We start from the raw sequence: 18413 nt of genomic DNA, 5'->3' as shown, positions 1-18413 counted from the left end.
CAGTTGTCAGTGGTCAGTTGTCAGTGGTCATCAACCACCAATCCCCAATCCCCAATCCCCAATCCCCAATCCCCAATCCCCAATCCCCAATCCCCAATCCCCAATCCCCAATCCCCAATCACCTATTTTGCTGTCTGTTTGCTGGCGGTGCGGCTGGTTGCGATCGATTATTGCGAGCAGGGGGAGTAGTTGTGCCAGTCCCAGGCGAATTCTGGTTTTGGCGACCAGATTGTTGGATCGATCGCAAAAATTCCCTCGCTTCTGGCGGCGGAATCAACATCAGTTGATTTAACCATTGGTCATTTTTGCTCGTCAAAGTCTGAATCACTCCCTCAAAGTTCACCACCTCAATATCAGCATTGGAAGCCTGTTGGGGATTTTGTCGCTTAAATTGATTCAACATATTCTGTGCATCTTCCCTACTGAAGAACACCGGAATAATCTGCTGGTTGCCCATTTCCGGAATTTGCATAGTTATATATCCTTTCTCCGGCCCGCCTCTGGGAATGAATAGTGGCACCCCATTAAATTCGTTTTCCCTTTGACCGTTTTGCCGCAGCATCGCCAATGCCGAATCTACTTGCTGCTTGACCGGCACCATATCAAATACCAACCGCTCTGCCTGGTTTTTATTTTCTTGAGCCCGCTGGTATAATTCCCCCAGAGATCTTGGTATTACCTGCATATTTCTGCCGATCTCAGGTCTTTCAGTTTTCAGCTTATCCAAAAAAGCCTGAGCATCTTGTTGGCTGATAAAAATGCGAGCTACGGAAACATTGTTCTGTCCATTCGCCGCATTAGCGCCCTGTGCATTATTTACACGACCGACCAGTAATTCACCAGATTGCGGATTAGCAACAATAAATACTGGTATCGGTCTTAGCTTTTGCACAACCTCCTCTTGTGTGAGGGCAAGTGCCCGCAGATTTCCGACGAACAAAGTGCTTAGTAAGGTACTGCCAATCAGACCTAATGTTGCACCCCAGCGAACTATCGATTTCATAACCTCTCCTGAAATAATCCCGTAAAGAGAAAAAATTAGAATCCGTTTAACTAGGTATCGTCTCGTTTTTTAATGCAATCGGCTGCTAGTTTATTCACCGCTTAATTTTGAGTAATCTCTTGTCCGTTTGCTTTATCCTAGCGCGATCGCTTGACAAACAGAGACAGGTTTTTTGGGCAATTTTACTGGTAAGATTTGCGATCGGACATTTTCAGTAGCATCCATAAATTTAGCTGAGATACAGTAGAGCCAGACTCAGTAAAAACTCAAATTCGGCAGATTCTAGGATATCCACACCTGTTTGACTCTCCTGTCAAAGCAACAGTTCCAATTGTGACATATGCTGAAATATCAACAATCTATCACCACAAAGGCAAGCCGACCACGCCACGGGGCGTTAGCCAAACTCGTCGCAGGCATTAGTCTGCTGTTACTCCCCTCTGCCTGTCAGACTAGCAGCAGTGCGCTCAAAATTGGCACTCTCCTACCCATCACCGGGGATTTGTCTCAATTCGGCTCACCCATGCAGGATAGTGCCAGTTTACTTGTAAAAACTGTTAATGGCTGTGGGGGCGTTTTGGGTAAGCCTGTAGAACTAATCTCTGAAGACGATCAAACTCAGCCTGCTGCCGGTGCCACAGCTATGAGTAAGCTAGCTGAAGTGAATCGGGTGGGCGGTGTCGTCGGGGCAGCTGGAAGCGCGGTTTCTAGTGCCGCTGTGGATATTGCCGTTCGCAATCAAGTCGTGCAAATTTCTCCCGCCAGTACCAGCCCCATATTCACAGAAAGAGCAAAAAAAGGAGATTTCAAGGGATTTTGGTTCCGCACCGCCCCACCCGACACATTTCAGGGTCAAGCACTCGCGAAACTGGCAAAAGCAAAAGGCTATAAGTCTGTAGCGGTTCTGGCTATTAATAACGATTATGGCAACGGTTTAGTGCAATCTTTTATCCCCGCCTTTGAAGCTTTGGGCGGCAAAGTCGTGAATCGGGATAAACCCACCCGTTACGCGCCTAATGCTTCCACCTTTGAATCGGAAGTGGGGGCAGCTTTTGGGGGCAAACCAAACGCTGTCCTCCTGATTGCCTACCCAGAAACGGGTACTTTAATCCTTAAAGCGGCTTACCAACAAGGATTACTCGGTAAGCAAACTCAAGTCCTGGTTACGGAGGGGATGAAAGAAGCCAAAGTGGCGCAGCTGGTGGGGAAAAATACTGCTGGGCAATACATCGCTGCTGGCATTATTGGGACGGCCCCGAATGCAACCGGCCCAGCTTTAGCCGCATTTCGCGATCGCTACCAAACCACCTACAAGCGTCAGCCTGGAGTCTATGACCCCAACAGCTGGGATGCGGCGGCTGTCTTGGTTCTCGCCGCTGAAGCTGCCAAATCCCCCACAGGTGCTGCCATCCAAGAAAAAATACTATCCGTCGCCAATCAACCAGGACAAGAAGTCGGCGATGTTTGTCAGGCTCTCTCTCTCATCCGCGAAGGCAAAGATATTAACTACCAGGGAGCCAGCGGCAATGTAGACTTCGATGTCCAAGGAGATGTGACGGGCAGTTACGATGTTTGGACTATTGACACCGCTGGCAACCTCAAAGTGACGGATCTCATCACTGTCGGCGGTTCGTAGTAAATCGGGATGACAGGATTTGAACCTGCGACATCCTGCTCCCAAAGCAGGCGCGCTACCAAGCTGCGCTACATCCCGTCGCTATAGTGTTCTGTTCTATGACCATTAAAACACAGAACGATACATTTTTCAATCTCTTTTTTTATTTTAGCTAATGATGCGCCCCTGGAAACAAAATCAGCCACAGAAAAATCTTTCTGCTTGGGGTCAAGGTCATGAAAGTCCAGGGCGCGATAATCAGCAAAGCCGCAGCTGTGGCACAACAGGGTTTTCTTGTAGTCAACTAACCAAGCACATCTTTATTTGTCTGCGCTCTTTCTGCCGTGCCTGCTTGCAAGCTTTACATCTTTGACGCCTGTAAATCCTACCCTTGATGGTAGCCGCCACACCGAAGTTTTCTTCAGGCTGCACGGTTTTACAGCATTTGCAAAGTTTCATTCTTATGCTTTCAAAGCAGGCGTGCCACCAATTGGCGTTACAGAGCGGTTAGCAGAGGTAATTAGAACCTGTTTTCTGCTAAATAGGGCAACCAGCCCGAAAGTCATTCGATAGGTTGCCCTAGTTGGGATACCAAAACATCCCCTTGATACCTTCCGGGTCAGAAATAAATCCTAGACCGTGATAGAAATCTAGGACATGGGGGTCGGCGAATAAGGTAATGTTGCTAATATCCTCACTGCGGAGTTTCTTAATCGTATACTTCATTAACGCCTTTCCCAGCCCCTTACTTTGAAAGTCCGGGTGAACGACCACATCCCAAATGGTGGCGTTAAACGCATGGTCGGAAGTAGCACGGGCAAAGCCAATCAGCCGACGACGGTTTCCTCTCACCTCCCACATGGAACTGACAAGGAAACTATACTGAATGGCTTTTTTGACCTTACGCAGCGGTCGGCGGGACCAACCCACTGCATCGCATAGTTCTTCTAGTTCGTAGAGGTCTATGTCCCGGTCGGTACTGAAAAAGATGCGACTGTTCCGGGTGGCTTGATCGCCCGTTCCTGGAATCACATCTTCTTCCATCTGCATCGCGCTAGTTGTCGAGGCAGCATCAGAGTCGCTAAACCAGCTTTTCCAAAAACCCATGCAGGCTTGATTATTGTAGTAGTAGAAGGAAGTTGGATGGCCGTACTAGCTAGTATATCTCTCGCACTCCCCTCAGTGTTCGGCTGAGTTTACCGAGTCAGCCGTTGGCAGTGGGTACTCCCCTGCCCCCAACACGAAATCACTTGACCAATCGATTAAATGTTAAGATTCACCTCTTTGCCAGCCTTTGACCTGGTAGGCGAGTTTGACCCCAAATGATGGCCCAGGGTTTGAAATCATCTACGCTGGAACTCCTGAAACGCTTTAATCGGTCGTTTCCTCAGTTTTATGAGCAATTTGTCAGCAGTGAGAGCCAACTGCAAAACTTAAGGCTAGCCTACCGGCTCTATAGAAGTAGGCGAGCTGTGATCGAGATAAAACCGGAAGGCAACAAAACTGCCTTGTATTTTGCTTACCGGAATCAGTCATTTCTCCTGAGCGACATTTTTGGCGTGCTTGCTGCCTATGGACTGACTATCCACAGTCTTAGCCTGTACGGTCAGATCCGCCCACCCATGTTGGTATTTATCAAACTGGTGGTGTCCCGTGGCAGCAAAGCTTTGACCGAAAAAACTTCAGAAAATGTCTGTCGCGCCATTCGCGAGGCACTGGCAGGACGTTTTGAGGTGGAAGAAATGCTGGCAGTGGAATTCAATCTGGATGCTGGCTTAGAGCAGGTAGAAACTGACTTCCACATCGATCAAGTTTTCCATCTCCCCGCTCTGTTGATTGAAGCCGACAACCAGCCCGGTCTGTTTTATAAAGTAATGTACGCAATTTGGCAAGAGGATCTGCTGGTAATTAGTGCCAATTTGCTGGTTTGGCGCGGGCGAACTCGCCTGATTTTATATCTTCTTGGCCCCAACGAGAACATCATTCCAGAATATCTAGGCCAAAAAATTGCCGAAGGTGTTCGGCAGAGGTTGATGGGCCGGAGCTAGGGAAAGAAGGGTCTAGGGGCTAGGGAAGAAGAGAAGAGAGGGAACGGGGGAGTACTTTCCCAGTCTCCAATCCCCAATCCCCAGTCCCCACTCCCTAATTCCTAGATCTGCGATCGCTTTTGGCAGAACTTCGGGATAGGATCGAAATATGGCAAGCATCAATATCCTGGGTGTGCCCCACGCCTACGAATTAACCGCTCCTACAGCCTCTGGCCATGTTTTAGTCTTTATTCATGGTTGGCTCTTAAGCCGCCGTTACTGGCAACCGCTGATTGAGCGGTTGGCACCGGCTTATCAATGCTTATCTTATGACTTACGCGGATTTGGCTATTCCCAAATCACCTCCCAGTCTCGGTTTAACGGTCAAGGAACTTGGGTAAACTCGGATTCAAGCTCTACGACCTCCCGCTATACTCCAGCGGTCTACGCTCGCGATCTGGGCATCTTGCTGCAAGAATTGAATATCTCCAGTGCGTGGCTAATTGGACACTCTCTAGGGGGTACGATCGCTCTCTGGGGAGCCCAACAGCTACCTGAGTACGTCAAGGGCGTCATCTGTATCAACGCCGGTGGCGGTATTTACCTTAAGGAAGCCTTCGAGCGATTTCGGTCTGTTGGCCAGCAATTGCTCAAATTCCGCCCCCGTCTGCTCTGTCATCTACCTTGGATAGATTTAGTATTTACTCGCGATAGTGTGGCTCGCCCTTTAGCACGCTGTTGGGGCCGTCAGCGGATCGTGGATTTTGTCATGGCTCACCCGGAAGCGGCGCTAGGGACTTTGCTGGACTCTACAACAGAAACAGAGGTGAATCGCTTACCGCAGGTTGTCTCCCGCCTGAAGCAGCCTGTTTATTTTATGGCCGGTGCCAATGACACGATTATGGAACCTAAATATGTTCGTCATTTGGCTAGCTTTCATCCCCTATTTCAATGCTGTGGGGATAATGTGATTGAAGTTCCCGACTGCGGACATCTGGCTATGGTGGAACAACCGGATGTGGTGGCGAAAGAAATTAGTATTATTCTCGATCGATCTAGTTCTAAAATTTAATGGCTTAATGCTTTTAAAGCGATTAAAAAATGAAAACTTTACCTATTCGTTAAACATGATGAATTCCAATCGCACAATTCAAATTTCCTTAGAGCTTTCTGACGAGCAACTGGTGGCGATTTCCGAGTCAATTCAGGTGATTGCTTGTGAATGTCCCAGCTACTTGATTCGGCTCCTACAAGAGGTTAGATCGTTTTGGCATTATACGAACGAGTGCATCGAACGCTTCCCTGAAGATGTAGAAACTCATAAATTTCTGAGTGGTCGAGCCAAGGACATGGAATTGCTACTATCTTCGACTATTTTGGAGTTTTTGGAGAAGGAAAATCTTCTAGATCCAAATAATCAGTTGAATTTGGATAAACTCGCTCAAAGAACTCACGAACTTGTTCTTGGTAATAAACTTGTTTGTTAGGAGTTGGGGAAAAGAGGGGGCAGGGGTCATCTCAATCGGCTGTAGAGACGTTTCAGGAAACGTCTCTAAAAACTGTAATCCAACCTTAATCAGAAGTTAGGTATTCTAGTACACAGTCTGTATCGTGTCTTTAGAGTCATAATTGGTTTACAGATTGAGATTTAATTGGCCATCTGTAAATTTGAATATCGACGAACCGTCAACAACCCACCGTTAAATCGGAGTACCGACTATAACGGGGGCTTGAAAGATAGTCCTAGTTGACCAGACTCAGGTAGCAATACCTACGTTAGTGGCAAGCGTTCAAGCTCCTACCTACGGATGCGACGCCAGTCTGTAGCTCTAGAACCAAGTGGTTAAACAGGTTTAGAGGGTTAAGCCAGTGCTACGAAAGATAGTACCGACCACTAACTTTGTCAAGGCGAACATTACCCCAGTAATGGGAGAGGGAGAAATCCCCTTTCTTAAACGCCCCACCGAGGCGGGTCTTTCCAGAACAATCTCGGTAGCCTCAATCCTGTAATGCCAGCAGGGGATGCCAGAAAGAACTACCGCTTTTGGGGCGCAAAGGTTTTCTACTCTCTACAAGAAATATGTTATGCAGCATAGACCATGCCCCCCGTTTCCTCCCACCACCAAGCTCTTTACAGCTATGGTGGGGGTCTCCACGGGGGAAGAAAGATGAATTATAGCAGTATTGCGGATATATTACACAATAACCAAGCGTGGGTTGCTCAACAGCAGCAAGTTGACCCCAATTACTTCGAGAACCTATCGACTGGACAAAAGCCACCCTATCTCTATATTGGGTGTTCAGACAGCCGCTTGCCCCTGACAAGATTTACGCAAACCGAACCGGGTGAAATGTTTGTCCACCGGAATATCGCCAATCAAGTCTGTCTAACAGATATTAACTTTTTGTCTGTGCTGGAATATGCGATCGTCCACCTTCATGTTCAGCACGTTATTGTCTGCGGTCATTACTATTGCGGTGGGATTCAAGCTGCCTTTGAAGGAACGGCGACAGGACTTGTAGATACTTGGGTCAACCCCATTCGCGAACTTTACCTGCAAAAGAAAGAAGAAATTGACAAATTGCCTAGCCGCCAAGCCAAACTGAATCGCCTAGCGGAGTTGAATGTGGAGGTTCAAGTCAAAAATCTCTACCAAACCTCAATTATGCGAAATGCCTTGCGAGAACAACGCGCACCCCAAGTTCATGGCTGGGTACTCGACCTGTATTCAGGTCTGATTAAAGATCTAAAAGTTTCAACCGAAGGCTGGTACTTCTACCCCAGTTGCCCTGCGCCTCATACTTTGTTGCTAAGGTAACTTTCAGATTTGTAGGTTGGGTTTCGTATCACTCAACCCAACCTACAAAAAAATAGCGAGGGTATTCTTGAAGAAACTTGGTTTCTGTGTATTTCTATTAACTCAAGTTGCTAGTTACTTGCTTTCTGGGTATGTTGTTGCGCTTTAGCGCTCTTATTACAACTGGGATAAGAGCGCTAAAGCGCAACAACGTACCTAATATCAGCCTCAACTATATAACTAGCAACTTGCGTTATTACCTAAAATAGGTGTAAATCAAATTGTAGGGTGCGTCAGAGGAAGTTATAAGGCGATCGAATCAGTATTTGGGCCTCTGACCCACCCTACCATCATGTCAATCGCGCAAATCCTAATAATTTTATTGAAATTCTAGACAGCGGACATCTTTCTATGTTAGAACAGCCGGATATAGTGGCGAAAGAAATTACTATTATTCTTTGTCGTTATGAAAGCGAGTGAAGTATTGCAGCGCTATGGAGAGGGGAGACGAGATTTTCGCGGTGAAAATCTCCGATGTTTGTCTTTTAAGGGTAAAGATTTATCCGGTGCAGATTTTTCGGAAGCTGATATCAGGGGGACTAATTTTAGTAAGGCTAACCTGACTGGTGCTAAGTTTTTGGCGGCGAAAGCTGGATTACCGAAGCGATGGGTAATTGCGCTGTTGTTTGGTTGTTTAGTGCTGTTAGTAATATCGAGTTTCTTGACAGGAATATTAGGTGTTTTTCTGTCATACATAACCCAGCCAAAACTGGAAGACGCTATTATCGGCTGGGTAAGTCTAATCGTATTTTTAGCTTTTAATTTATTCTTAATTTATCGAGGAATTAACTCCAGCGCCATCGCCATCGCCACCGCCACCGCCATCGCCTTCGCCAGCGCCATCACCATCGCCAGCGCCATCGCCAGCGCCATCGCCATCGCCATCGCCTTCGCCTTCGCCATCGCCATCGCCATCGCCATCGCCAGCGCCATCGCCAGCGCCATCGCCAGCGCCTTCTCCATCGCCATCGCCTTCGCCTTCTCCATTGCCATCGCCTTCGCCAGCGCCATCGCCAGCGCCTTCGCCATCGCCAGCGCCTTCGCCTTCGCCAGCGCCAGCGCCATCGCCAGCGCCATCGCCATCGCCATCGCCAGCGCCATCGCCATCGCCATCGCCAGCATATCGATACTGTTGTATAGTTATCTCGGTTGGCGTGCGATTAAAGGAGATTCCAGATATGCTTGGATTCGCGCAATTGCGATCGCTTTTGCTGCTACGGGAGGTACTAATTTTCGCTATGCCAATTTAACCGATACTGATTTCACCAAAGCCACTCTTAAAAATACTGACTTCAGAGATGCTATTCTTACTCGTACCTGTTTTAAAAATGTTGAAAAATTAGATTTTGCTCGACCTGGAGAAACTTATTTAAAAATCCCCCAAGTGCGAGATGTTGTGATAAAAGGACAAGGAAAAGACAAAAATTTTGAGCGTTTGAATTTGCAAGGAATTAACTTAAAAGGAGCTAACTTAATTGGAGCAAGTTTTATTGAAGCTAACCTACAAGAAGCTTGCTTGCAGGATGCAAACCTTTCCGATGCTAAATTAGTACATACTCTTTTAGACTTAACAGATTTAACTGGTGCTAATCTCACAGGCGCTTATATTGAAGGATGGAATATCACTACCGAAACAAAAATTGATGGCGTGAAATGCGATTTTATCTTCATGCGTTTACCACCAGATAAGCGCCCTGATTTTATCACTCTACCACCCGAAGAAAGACGCGACTCCAACCCACGCCGCCAGCCTGCAAATTGGGATGTATTTTTTAAAGACGGTGATTTTACTGATTTCATTGCGCCAATGCGCCAAACGCTTAACCTTTACCACAATAAACCTACTGACCCTCGATTGATAGCACTAGCTTTTCAACAGCTAATTGATGATCATTCTGATGCAGATATAGAATTGGTATCAATCGAGAAAAAAGGCAAAAATAAGGATAAACTAATTCTAAAAGCAGAAACCGCAGCCCAAGCTGACCATGCTGTTTTAAGTGTTAGTTACTCAGATAATTTAGGTTATCTTCAATCTTTACCACCAGAAGCGATTAGAGCATTATTAATAGAAAGAGAATCAACGATTAGATGGCTAAGTGGATTAATAGAAGTAAAGCATAAAACCCCGGAGCCGAATATTAATATTTCACCTAATTTTTCTACTCATCAAAATCAAGGAGATACCATGTCAGACAAAAGTAGCAGTTTCAACATTAGCAACGTTGGCGGCGATGTTGCAGGTTTAGCAGGAGGCGACAATAGCGGTGTCGCCGGTAAAGAAATGACCGGAGTTGCAGGCGGTGACATTAGCGGGACTGTCACTGTTAGCATCGGTGAACTTGAAAATTCAAACACCCCAGAAGCGCCAAAGTTGGCAGACTTGTTAAAGCAGTTACAATCAGCAATTGAATCTGACACCAATTTATCAGATAAGGACAAAGCTAAGGTATTAAAACAGGTGAAAGCCTTAGCAGAAGCGGGTCAAAATCCCAAAGATGAGGATAAGAAAGATATCGCAGATAATGCAATTACGATGCTAAAAGGAATAGTTACCGGACTACCTCTTGCTGCAACTTTTGTGGAATCTTGGAATAAGTTGTTACCATTAATTACATCGATTTTTGTTTTATAACAGATTGGAGATCTCAGATCATGTCCGGTCGATTAGTCATAGTTAAATATTTGGTACGTTGTTGCGCTTCAGCGCTCTTTAAGATAGCGCTAAAGCGCAACAACGTACCTATTAATTAGGCCAAACTTTCTATTGTCAAGCTAGTATTATAGATATCACTGCGATCGGCCCATTACAATTATGGTTACTCAACTGCAATCAACAACTCAAACAGAAATTATTTACCCCGACTGTGACGGAAAACCAATGGCCAATAATACAGAACAATTTGACTGGATTGTGGTCATTAAGCAGAATTTAGAATGGCTGTTTGCTGATGACGAAAATGTATTTGTCGCCGGAGATTTATTCTGGTATCCGGTAGAAGGAAAACCCAAGATTGTGAATGCTCCCGATGTGATGGTAGTATTGGGTAGACCCAAGGGTAAACGTCTATCCTATAAGCAGTGGGAAGAGGAGAATATATCTCCTCAAGTTGTGTTTCAAATTCTGTCTCCCAGCAATTCCCGTGATGAAATGGAACGAAAATTAATATTCTACGATCGTCACGGAGTAGAAGAATATTATATTTACAATCCCGATCTTAATGAGTTGCGGGGTTGGTTGCGGGGTGAAGATGGATTAGATACGATCGCTTTAATGGCTAATTGGGTGAGTCCAAGGTTAGATATCCGGTTCGATTTGTCGGGGGATAAATTACAGATTTATCGCCCAGATGGTGAAGGATTTTCAACTTATTTGGAGATTGAAAGACGACGGTCACAAGCAGAAGAAGCTTTACAGCAAGAGAAACGCCGATCGCAACTTTTAGCAGAACGGTTGCGGGAAATGGGAATTAATCCAGATGAATTATAGCGGGTTTCAGTCGGATGAAGTAGACCCTAGAAACCCTAGCAACCGCCTTGGCAGTTAAGACATTCTGAATTCCTGAAACGTTGGCGGATTCTAAACACTTCTTCCCCTAGTCCCTAGTCCCTAGCTATAAAGCTGCATCACATCCGTAATCGCAAGGCGCGATCGCACTCCTAAAGTCAAAGACGATGTATGGCCCCGCTCCAGGTGATCCGCACCAGCACAAGCAATCATCGCGGCGTTATCAGTACAAAATTTAAGACTGGGGAAGATTACCCGCAAATTATGAGATTCTGCGGCTGTTTGCAGGTGTTGGCGCAGTCCGCTGTTAGCTGCTACCCCACCGCCAACTGCGATCGTACTTAGTCCGTAGTCAAGGGCGCAGGCAATTGTCTTTCGTGTGAGCGATCGGGCCACAGTATCCTGGAAGCTAGCCGCAATATCATTTACCGGCAGAGGTTTTTCTCCCGACTGCTCCAATTTCTTCACCAATCGCAGCACCGCCGTCTTTAAACCGCTAAAACTTGAATCGTAGGGATGATAACCGCCACTAGGGAGAGAAATTTTACCCTCCGGTAGAGGAAAAGCCTTTGGATTACCTTCACGCGCCAACTTGTCAATCATTGGGCCACCAGGATAACTCAGTTGTAACAACCGCGCCACCTTATCGAAAGCTTCACCCGCCGCATCATCGCGAGTTTCTCCCAAAGTTTCGTATATACCACAATCTTTCACATAAATCAAGCTCGTGTGACCACCGGAAACCAGCAGGCAAAGAAAAGGCGGCTCTAAATCGGGCGCTAGGAGGTAAGAAGCGTAAATATGACCTTCCAGGTGGTGAACCCCGATAAAAGGCTTCTGGTGGACTATGGCGAGGGTTTTAGCCGCACTTAACCCTACCAACAAGGCTCCTACCAAACCTGGGGCGCAGGTAGCCCCAATCCCATCAATCTCAGCCCAGCCTATCCCAGCTTCCTGAAAAGCTTCGGCTATCCCATCGTTAATCGTTTCGACGTGCTGGCGGGAAGCCACCTCCGGTACAACGCCGCCATATTGCCGATGGATGGGGATTTGAGAAGCGATCGTACTACTTAAAACTTCACGGTTCTTAACAATTGCTACCGCAGTTTCGTCACAACTTGTTTCAATCGCTAAAACTGTCGCCATTCACTGGTACTTTAAAAAATCAATGTGCTTTCCCCGCAAGAGAGGCTGTTTTGTAGTTCAGCCACCTTGAATGTACAAACAACTTCAACTTCTTGTAGGGAAAAGTTATTGTTTTGTAACAAAAGGAAACAATCCATGCGACGATTGTTCGCTCTGATTCTCGTAGTCGGCCTCTGGTTCACATTTGTCCCCGCAGCGTCTGCTGACGTTGCTAGCCTTGTACCTTGCAAAGACTCACCCGCTTTCCAGCAACGGGTCAAAAGTGCGCGTAATACCACTGACGATCCCCAATCAGGCGCAAAACGATTTGCGCGTTATTCCCAGGCACTCTGCGGCCCAGAAGGATTACCCCATTTGCTCGTAGATGGCCGTTTAAACCGTGCTGGCGACTTTCTGATTCCTAGCATTCTGTTCCTTTATATCGCTGGTTGGATTGGCTGGGTCGGTCGTTCCTACCTGCAAGCCATCAAGAAAGACAAATCCCCAGAAGAAAAAGAAATCATCATCGATGTTCCTCTGGCCGTTTCCAAAATGCTGACTGGGCCGATGTGGCCTCTCTTAGCCTTGAAAGAATTCACCACTGGTGAAATGTTTGCCAAGGAAGAAGAAATCCCAGTTTCACCGCGCTAGGTTATCTACACCTTATTTTTGGAGAATCTTCGCTCATGCAATACTTCCTGAAGTATCTTTCCACCGCACCAGTTCTTGCCGCTGTTTGGATGACCATTACTGCGGGAATTTTGATCGAATTTAACCGCTTTTTCCCCGACCTGCTTTTCCACCCGATGCCGTAAAAGTTTGCCTTTCGGCTTACTGATTTAAAGAGTGGGTTTGATCCAAAGGGGTATGCTAGTTTTTGTATTTTGCGGTAGCTTCTTCCGAAACTAGCAAACCCCTTTGACAATGAGAGCGATGCTTGAAACTCGCGATCGTGTATAGGCGTTTCTTTAGCGTCCTGTAGGTGTGTCGCGAGTTTTGTATTTGGATATTTTGGCAGTTGATATACCAAATCCGGGTTAACTACCCCCTTTTTCTTGAAGCCCGCGCAGGCGGGCTTTGTTTGTGTAGCCGCGACTTTAGTCGTCGGGTAAAAAAAGGGTTAGGCTTTTAATTTTGCGCCAGAACTCTCAATTCAATATAATTAAGAGTGATACTTTACTGTAAAACTGGTACTATGACTCTAAGTATTGAGCAACCAACAGTAATAACAGCATTACCTGACCATAGCCAACTACCAGAATCAGACGGTACTTTCGTGAAGAATTTTCAGGAACATCCCCAAAGTATTCTGTTAACTGATTCTATTGAACCCGTACTGGAAAACATTCATCCCGACGCACAATATTGTATCGGTCAAGATTGCGGGATATATTGGCGATTGACTGAACCTCTAGAACGGGGTGCAGAATCACCAGATTGGTATTATGTGCCAAATGTACCACCAATGTTAGATGGTCAATTCCGGCGTTCTTATGTTTTGTGGCAAGAATTGATTCCACCGTTGATTGTGCTGGAATTTGTATCGGGAGATGGAACGGAAGAGAGAGATAAAACGCCTCTATCTCGTGTGGAAGAAGGAAAGGAGAAACCTGGGAAATTTTGGATTTACGAACAGGTGATTCGACCGGCGTTTTATGGGATTTATGAAGTAAGTAAAGCTAGTGTAGAAATGTATTACTTAGTGGCTGGTCAGTATCAGTTATTGCCAGCAAATGAGCGTGGTCACTATCCAATTTCACCTTTGGGTGTTGAGTTGGGAATTTGGCAAGGTCAGTATCAGAATGCGGAATTACCTTGGTTGAGATGGTGGGATAATCAGGGGAATTTGTTGTTGACGGGATGGGAGACAACTGAACAGGAACGTCAACGAGCAGAACGAGCAGAATTACAGGTAGAACAGGAACATCAACGAGCAGAACGGTTGGCGGCGCAGTTGAGAGCGATGGGAATTGAACCGGAAGGGTGATGAGCTATGGGGATATTTTTGGGAGAGAAACTGTTTAGGGGCGAAGCACGATCGCATTAATACAGAATCCGCGTTGATTACCCCCTTTTTAATTTTGCGCTAGAACATTGTAGAGACGTTTCATGAAACGTCTCTACAGCAGGTCAAGATAAGAGGGGTAATCGTTGCAGATTCCGTAAAATCCGAAATTAGCACCGGACGAAAAGTGCCGCTTCGAGATTTTTGAGAGCAGATTCCAAATCGTCATTGACAATTTGAATATCAAATTCATTAGCTGCTTCTATTTCCTCTTTTGCACGACGGAGGCGACGAGTAATTGAGTCCTCCGACTCTGTACCCCGATTGCGAATTCGATGCTCTAATTCGCATAGGGAAGGGGGCAAAATAAATAGACGCAGCGCGGTGGGAAATGTCTCTCGAATTTGTCTGGCTCCTTCGAGTTCGATTTCTAATATGATGCACTTACCCTGAGAAATTAACTTTTCTACTGCTAGTCGGGGCGTACCGTAATAGTTACCGGCAAATTCAGCCCACTCCAGCAGTTCCCCATCCTTCGCCATTTGCTCGAACTCTTCGATGCTGACGAAATAATAATGCTGGCCGTGAATTTCGCCCGGACGGGGGGCGCGGGTAGTCACGGAGACAGAAAGCTCCAGTTCTGGATGGTGCTTGAGGAGCGATCGCAATAAAGTACCCTTACCTACCCCACTTGGCCCCGTAAAAACGATGAGTCTGCCTTTTTGCATGATATTCATTTTAGATTTTAGATTTTAGATTTTAGATTGGTTTAAGTCCAAAATCCCAAATCCTAAATGAACGGGTTCAATGCTCGCTGGCAGCTCCCTCTTTACTAATCATAAAGCGATTGGCAACCGTTTCCGGCTGAATCGCTGAGAGAATTACGTGGCTAGAATCGGTAATGATGACGGCTCTCGTGCGACGCCCGTAAGTTGCGTCAACCAGCTGGCCTCTATCCCTAGCGTCGGTAATGATACGCTTGATGGGGGCAGACTCCGGGCTGACAATAGCAATCACCCGACTTGCAGAAACGATGTTGCCAAAACCAATGTTGATTAACTGAATGTCCATGACAAACTAACGGCTTAGCGATATGTGGAGCTAGTAATATATTTTCAATGGTAATTCTAAAAATTTGGACTTACAAGGCTAAAATGCACGATTGCTCTTATTTTTGGCTGATATTTTCTGTTTTTAACCTTTTTTTGAATTTGACATCAATCAAAAGATATAAAAGTGAGGCGATTTAGCTACCGCAAAAGACAGAACAGCTAAATTCAGGGCCGATCGCAGCCGGGAAATAGGCAAAGGGGAACCCATAGCATAAATCTTGGTCGGAACTTTAATTAACTTAGCCATAACATAAAGATTCAGTAAAATTGGCTACTCCTGAATAGACGAAGCCATAATGACTCCTTTACTCTGGAACAAGAGGGAAAGGGGAATGAGTCAGGCAAAAAAAATTCCGTAACGGATGCGCCTTACTTAACCCAGAGTCAGTAAAGAGTCAGGAAATAGTTGATAGAGAGTTTAGGGGTAAAAAGTATGAGCCATATACGCAAAACATTATTCGCAGTAGTAGCAGTAGCACTGGGAACGTTCTCTGTACCCACAGCAGCCAACGCTTTCAACCTCGTGGATCGCACGGGTTTTACTGATACGCAATTTAACCAAATGCGTACTGATGGGTTATTTACAGAACTGTTCGTTGCGGAGAGTCGAATTGGCAACAACAGTACAAGCACCGCAGAGCGAGAGTTAGGTATCAATACAGATACAGGTGCGCCTGTAGCAATAGGCGATCGTACTTGGGGAAATGGTGGGCTAGTTGATTTCGTCCTGGAATATACGGGAAGTTTGGTAAAATATACCGTTGATGGTCAGCTGCTCAGCAGCTCTGCTTTTAATGGCCTTGCGACTGACATTTTCCTCCGCACTCGTGCGGGTGGAGACACCACGAAGGGGATAAATGGTAGCACAATGGGGTTGAGCGACCTGGTTTTTAACGGAGTGGGAATTAGTAGTCTCTCTTCTTCAGTTACAGGCACCGGCTCTGATGTAGATTATGTCCAGCTCGCCGGTATATCTGCGCCCTTCACGCTCACGGGTAAGTCCATGATGAGCTGGACGGGTAATAATCCCAAGAATTCTCAACTTGCATATCAAATCAAGGTTGGCACAACACCACAGACTCAAAGCGTACCTGAGCCTGGTACTGTGGGTGCGATCGCGCTGACTGGTTTGTTAGCACTTGGTTCCAAAAAACAGCAAAAAGCAGTCAAGGAATAGCTTTTGACTCATGGTTAATCTTCAATAGGGTGGCTAATACCACCCTATTTTTTATAGATTGATAAAGATAGAAGTACACTAAGGATCTAGATTTAACTCAAAAAAAGCTTTAGTTCGTGCAACCTGTTGATTTCACTACACTGACAGCTGCTTGCTGTGATTTGCGAGCAAACTGGCTACCATCGCGCCTCGAACAGGTTTATCAGCGCGATCGCTTTACCATTGCGATCGCGCTGCGAACAATGAACAAACGGGGTTGGCTGACAATTTCCTGGCATCCCCAAGCTGCACGCCTTTACATTGGCGATCCGCCACCGAAAGCCCCAGATACATTTACCTTTAGCCAACAGCTGCGGCACCAATTGGGCGGTTTGGCGCTAATATCAATAGAAGCGATCGCACCTTGGGAGCGCGTTTTAGACCTCCAGTTTGGCAGGCGTCCCGGAGAATCCCCTCTCTGGCACCTGTACGTCGAAATCATGGGCAAATACAGCAATGTCATCTTAGCTGATGCCAACAACCTAATCATTACCGCCGCCCATCAAGTCAGCCAGCAACAATCTAGTGTCCGTCCCATCCAAACCGGACAACCTTACGAAATTCCTCCAGTCCTTACCGATCCAATTCCCAGTCTGAGTGAATCCCAACAGCGCTGGCAAGAACGAGTTAGTCTCGTACCGGGGAAAATAGGGCGCTGTCTGCTCAAAAATTATCGCGGTCTAAGTTCGGCACTGGTACAATCGATCGTACAAGCAGCCGATCTTGACCCCGCTCGATCTACCGAAACTTTGACAGAATCAGATTGGCAGAAGTTATTTAGCCGATGGCAAGAATGGCTGCAAGCTTTAGAGAATTACCAATTTCAACCCGCTTGGACATCGGCAGGATATACTGTACTCGGTTGGGGTGCGATCGGGCCAGCTAAAGATATTCATACTTTGCTCGATCGCTACTACACTCAACACCTAAATCAACAAGAATTTTCTCAGCTACGTCATCAACTCAGTCAAAAACTCAACAGTATTCTCGGAAAATTGCGGCTTAAGGCTAACACTTTTGAACAAAAGTTGCAGCAATCTGACGATGCCGATCAACAGCGACAACAAGCAGACTTGCTGATGGCGAATCTCCAGTTATGGTCACCGGGGATGAAATCAATTATCCTCGCTGACTTTGAGAATGGCAATCCTATTACTATTGCCTTAAACCCAGAAAAAAATGCTGTCCTAAATGCCCAAGCTCTTTACAAACGTCATCAAAAACTAAAACGCGCTCGGAATGCCGTTGAGCCATTATTAGCGGAAGTGAAAGCAGAAATTTACTATTTAGAACAGGTAGAAGCAACAGTATCCCAACTAGAAATATACACCAGTTCAGAAGATTTACAAACCCTAGAAGAAATACGCGAAGAACTGATTGGACAGCGATATCTTGAACCAGCTTATGTGGCGTCTGTGGGGCAGGGGTCGAGAGGGGGCAAGCAAGATTCCCACCCTCCAAAACAGGAAGCATCAAGTATAAATTTCTATCGTTTCCGCACTCCCAGCGGTTTTGAATTACTGATTGGTCGCAATAATCGGCAAAATGACCAGCTGACTTTTCGGATAGCTGGAGATTACGACCTTTGGTTCCACACCCAAGAAATTCCTGGTTCTCATGTACTATTGCGTTTGGAGCCTGGGGCTGCACCTGATGAAGTCGATTTGCAGTTTACGGCGAACCTTGCTGCCTACTATAGCCGATCGCGACAGAGTGACCAAGTTCCCGTTGTCTACACCGAACCCAAGCACGTCTATAAGCCCAAGGGTGCAAAACCTGGTGTAGCCATCTACAAGCTAGAGCGCATTGTTTGGGGGCGTCCTCAGCAAGCTAATCCTTTCCCGCTCAAAGAATATCTATAAAGGCCGCAGAGGGGCAGAGGGGCAGAGGGGCAGAGGGGCAGAGGGGCAGAGGGGCAGAGGGGCAGAGGGGCAGAGGGGCAGA

At 46.4% G+C, this 18413-nt stretch carries 17 protein-coding genes and 1 tRNA gene; 12 read left to right on the top strand and 6 right to left on the bottom strand.

Annotated features, from left to right (window positions below; all coding sequences use genetic code 11):
• Window positions 1-118 precede the first annotated feature (118 nt).
• On the bottom strand, window positions 119-1003 hold the full coding sequence (locus LAY41_RS08570) for a Tic22 family protein (protein WP_249096397.1): 885 nt from the start codon (window positions 1001-1003) through the stop codon (window positions 119-121).
• Window positions 1004-1343: 340 nt separating this feature from the next.
• Between LAY41_RS08570 and LAY41_RS08565 the strand changes: the two genes are divergently transcribed.
• On the top strand, window positions 1344-2639 hold the full coding sequence (locus LAY41_RS08565; RefSeq protein WP_249096395.1) for an ABC transporter substrate-binding protein: 1296 nt from the start codon (window positions 1344-1346) through the stop codon (window positions 2637-2639).
• A gap of 4 nt (window positions 2640-2643) precedes the next feature.
• Here LAY41_RS08565 and LAY41_RS08560 read toward each other — a convergent pair.
• A tRNA-Pro gene (locus LAY41_RS08560) sits at window positions 2644-2717 on the bottom strand.
• Window positions 2718-3197: 480 nt separating this feature from the next.
• Complete coding sequence (locus LAY41_RS08555; RefSeq protein WP_249096385.1) at window positions 3198-3725, bottom strand: GNAT family N-acetyltransferase; 528 nt, start codon at window positions 3723-3725, stop codon at window positions 3198-3200.
• A 218-nt stretch (window positions 3726-3943) separates the two neighbouring features.
• Here LAY41_RS08555 and LAY41_RS08550 point away from each other — a divergent pair, with 218 nt between their 5' ends.
• The 6 genes from LAY41_RS08550 to LAY41_RS08525 all read left to right on the top strand — a co-directional run bounded on the left by LAY41_RS08550 (window position 3944) and on the right by LAY41_RS08525 (window position 10993).
• On the top strand, window positions 3944-4666 hold the full coding sequence (locus LAY41_RS08550; protein ID WP_249096863.1) for a hypothetical protein: 723 nt from the start codon (window positions 3944-3946) through the stop codon (window positions 4664-4666).
• 148 nt (window positions 4667-4814) lie between these two features.
• The gene (locus tag LAY41_RS08545) at window positions 4815-5717 is read left to right on the top strand and encodes an alpha/beta fold hydrolase (RefSeq protein WP_249096380.1); all 903 of its coding nucleotides are present in this window, start codon (window positions 4815-4817) and stop codon (window positions 5715-5717) included.
• A gap of 55 nt (window positions 5718-5772) precedes the next feature.
• Window positions 5773-6132 (top strand): hypothetical protein, encoded by a 360-nt coding sequence (locus LAY41_RS08540; RefSeq protein WP_249096373.1) that lies wholly within the window; start codon window positions 5773-5775, stop codon window positions 6130-6132.
• Window positions 6133-6813: 681 nt separating this feature from the next.
• Window positions 6814-7464: a carbonic anhydrase gene (locus LAY41_RS08535; protein WP_249096372.1), complete on the top strand. Its 651-nt coding sequence runs from the start codon at window positions 6814-6816 to the stop codon at window positions 7462-7464.
• A gap of 445 nt (window positions 7465-7909) precedes the next feature.
• Window positions 7910-10138 (top strand): pentapeptide repeat-containing protein, encoded by a 2229-nt coding sequence (locus LAY41_RS08530; protein ID WP_249096371.1) that lies wholly within the window; start codon window positions 7910-7912, stop codon window positions 10136-10138.
• A 180-nt stretch (window positions 10139-10318) separates the two neighbouring features.
• Window positions 10319-10993 carry a Uma2 family endonuclease gene (locus tag LAY41_RS08525; RefSeq protein WP_249096370.1) on the top strand — a complete coding sequence of 225 codons (675 nt, stop codon included), beginning with the start codon at window positions 10319-10321 and terminating at the stop codon, window positions 10991-10993.
• A gap of 120 nt (window positions 10994-11113) precedes the next feature.
• Here the strand turns inward: LAY41_RS08525 and tsaD are convergent, their stop codons facing one another.
• On the bottom strand, window positions 11114-12157 hold the full coding sequence (gene tsaD, locus LAY41_RS08520) for a tRNA (adenosine(37)-N6)-threonylcarbamoyltransferase complex transferase subunit TsaD (RefSeq protein ID WP_249096369.1): 1044 nt from the start codon (window positions 12155-12157) through the stop codon (window positions 11114-11116).
• A 135-nt stretch (window positions 12158-12292) separates the two neighbouring features.
• On the opposite strand from tsaD, the gene LAY41_RS08515 reads away from it, so the two are divergent.
• The 3 genes from LAY41_RS08515 (at window position 12293) to LAY41_RS08505 (ending at window position 14123) form a co-directional block, all read left to right on the top strand.
• Window positions 12293-12787, top strand: coding sequence for a Photosystem I reaction center subunit III (locus tag LAY41_RS08515; protein ID WP_249096368.1), 495 nt, complete (start codon window positions 12293-12295; stop codon window positions 12785-12787).
• A gap of 35 nt (window positions 12788-12822) precedes the next feature.
• Window positions 12823-12951, top strand: a complete 129-nt coding sequence (psaJ, locus tag LAY41_RS08510) for a photosystem I reaction center subunit IX (RefSeq protein WP_249096366.1) — start codon at window positions 12823-12825, stop codon at window positions 12949-12951.
• Between the two features lie 380 nt (window positions 12952-13331).
• On the top strand, window positions 13332-14123 hold the full coding sequence (locus tag LAY41_RS08505; protein ID WP_249096364.1) for a Uma2 family endonuclease: 792 nt from the start codon (window positions 13332-13334) through the stop codon (window positions 14121-14123).
• 188 nt (window positions 14124-14311) lie between these two features.
• Here LAY41_RS08505 and gmk read toward each other — a convergent pair whose 3' ends face one another.
• Both gmk and remA read right to left on the bottom strand, forming a co-directional pair.
• Window positions 14312-14869 (bottom strand): guanylate kinase, encoded by a 558-nt coding sequence (gene gmk / locus LAY41_RS08500; protein ID WP_249096862.1) that lies wholly within the window; start codon window positions 14867-14869, stop codon window positions 14312-14314.
• A 76-nt stretch (window positions 14870-14945) separates the two neighbouring features.
• Window positions 14946-15212, bottom strand: coding sequence for an extracellular matrix/biofilm regulator RemA (gene remA / locus LAY41_RS08495; RefSeq protein ID WP_249096362.1), 267 nt, complete (start codon window positions 15210-15212; stop codon window positions 14946-14948).
• 474 nt (window positions 15213-15686) lie between these two features.
• Between remA and LAY41_RS08490 the strand changes: the two genes are divergently transcribed.
• Together LAY41_RS08490 and LAY41_RS08485 are read left to right on the top strand one after the other, a co-directional pair.
• Window positions 15687-16430 (top strand): choice-of-anchor W domain-containing protein, encoded by a 744-nt coding sequence (locus LAY41_RS08490; protein ID WP_249096359.1) that lies wholly within the window; start codon window positions 15687-15689, stop codon window positions 16428-16430.
• A gap of 116 nt (window positions 16431-16546) precedes the next feature.
• On the top strand, window positions 16547-18331 hold the full coding sequence (locus LAY41_RS08485; protein ID WP_249096357.1) for an Rqc2 family fibronectin-binding protein: 1785 nt from the start codon (window positions 16547-16549) through the stop codon (window positions 18329-18331).
• The last annotated feature ends 82 nt before the right edge of the window (window positions 18332-18413 follow it).

The sequence above is a fragment of the Argonema galeatum A003/A1 genome (assembly GCF_023333595.1).
Classification (GTDB): Bacteria; Cyanobacteriota; Cyanobacteriia; order Cyanobacteriales; family Aerosakkonemataceae; genus Argonema; species Argonema galeatum.
The sequence above is the reverse complement of the archived record's forward strand: the minus strand, read 5'-3'. Positions and strand labels throughout refer to the sequence as shown.

Coding starts and splice junctions, on each gene's coding strand:
- LAY41_RS08545 (WP_249096380.1), top strand. CDS start 4,815: ATGGCAAGCATCAATATCCTGGGTGTGCCCCACGCCTACGAATTAACC.
- remA (WP_249096362.1), bottom strand. CDS start 15,212: ATGGACATTCAGTTAATCAACATTGGTTTTGGCAACATCGTTTCTGCA.
- LAY41_RS08550 (WP_249096863.1), top strand. CDS start 3,944: ATGGCCCAGGGTTTGAAATCATCTACGCTGGAACTCCTGAAACGCTTT.
- LAY41_RS08540 (WP_249096373.1), top strand. CDS start 5,773: ATGATGAATTCCAATCGCACAATTCAAATTTCCTTAGAGCTTTCTGAC.
- psaJ (WP_249096366.1), top strand. CDS start 12,823: ATGCAATACTTCCTGAAGTATCTTTCCACCGCACCAGTTCTTGCCGCT.
- LAY41_RS08505 (WP_249096364.1), top strand. CDS start 13,332: ATGACTCTAAGTATTGAGCAACCAACAGTAATAACAGCATTACCTGAC.
- LAY41_RS08565 (WP_249096395.1), top strand. CDS start 1,344: ATGCTGAAATATCAACAATCTATCACCACAAAGGCAAGCCGACCACGC.
- LAY41_RS08490 (WP_249096359.1), top strand. CDS start 15,687: ATGAGCCATATACGCAAAACATTATTCGCAGTAGTAGCAGTAGCACTG.
- LAY41_RS08570 (WP_249096397.1), bottom strand. CDS start 1,003: ATGAAATCGATAGTTCGCTGGGGTGCAACATTAGGTCTGATTGGCAGT.
- LAY41_RS08530 (WP_249096371.1), top strand. CDS start 7,910: ATGAAAGCGAGTGAAGTATTGCAGCGCTATGGAGAGGGGAGACGAGAT.
- gmk (WP_249096862.1), bottom strand. CDS start 14,869: ATGCAAAAAGGCAGACTCATCGTTTTTACGGGGCCAAGTGGGGTAGGT.
- LAY41_RS08555 (WP_249096385.1), bottom strand. CDS start 3,725: ATGGGTTTTTGGAAAAGCTGGTTTAGCGACTCTGATGCTGCCTCGACA.
- LAY41_RS08515 (WP_249096368.1), top strand. CDS start 12,293: ATGCGACGATTGTTCGCTCTGATTCTCGTAGTCGGCCTCTGGTTCACA.
- LAY41_RS08525 (WP_249096370.1), top strand. CDS start 10,319: ATGGTTACTCAACTGCAATCAACAACTCAAACAGAAATTATTTACCCC.
- LAY41_RS08535 (WP_249096372.1), top strand. CDS start 6,814: ATGAATTATAGCAGTATTGCGGATATATTACACAATAACCAAGCGTGG.
- tsaD (WP_249096369.1), bottom strand. CDS start 12,157: ATGGCGACAGTTTTAGCGATTGAAACAAGTTGTGACGAAACTGCGGTA.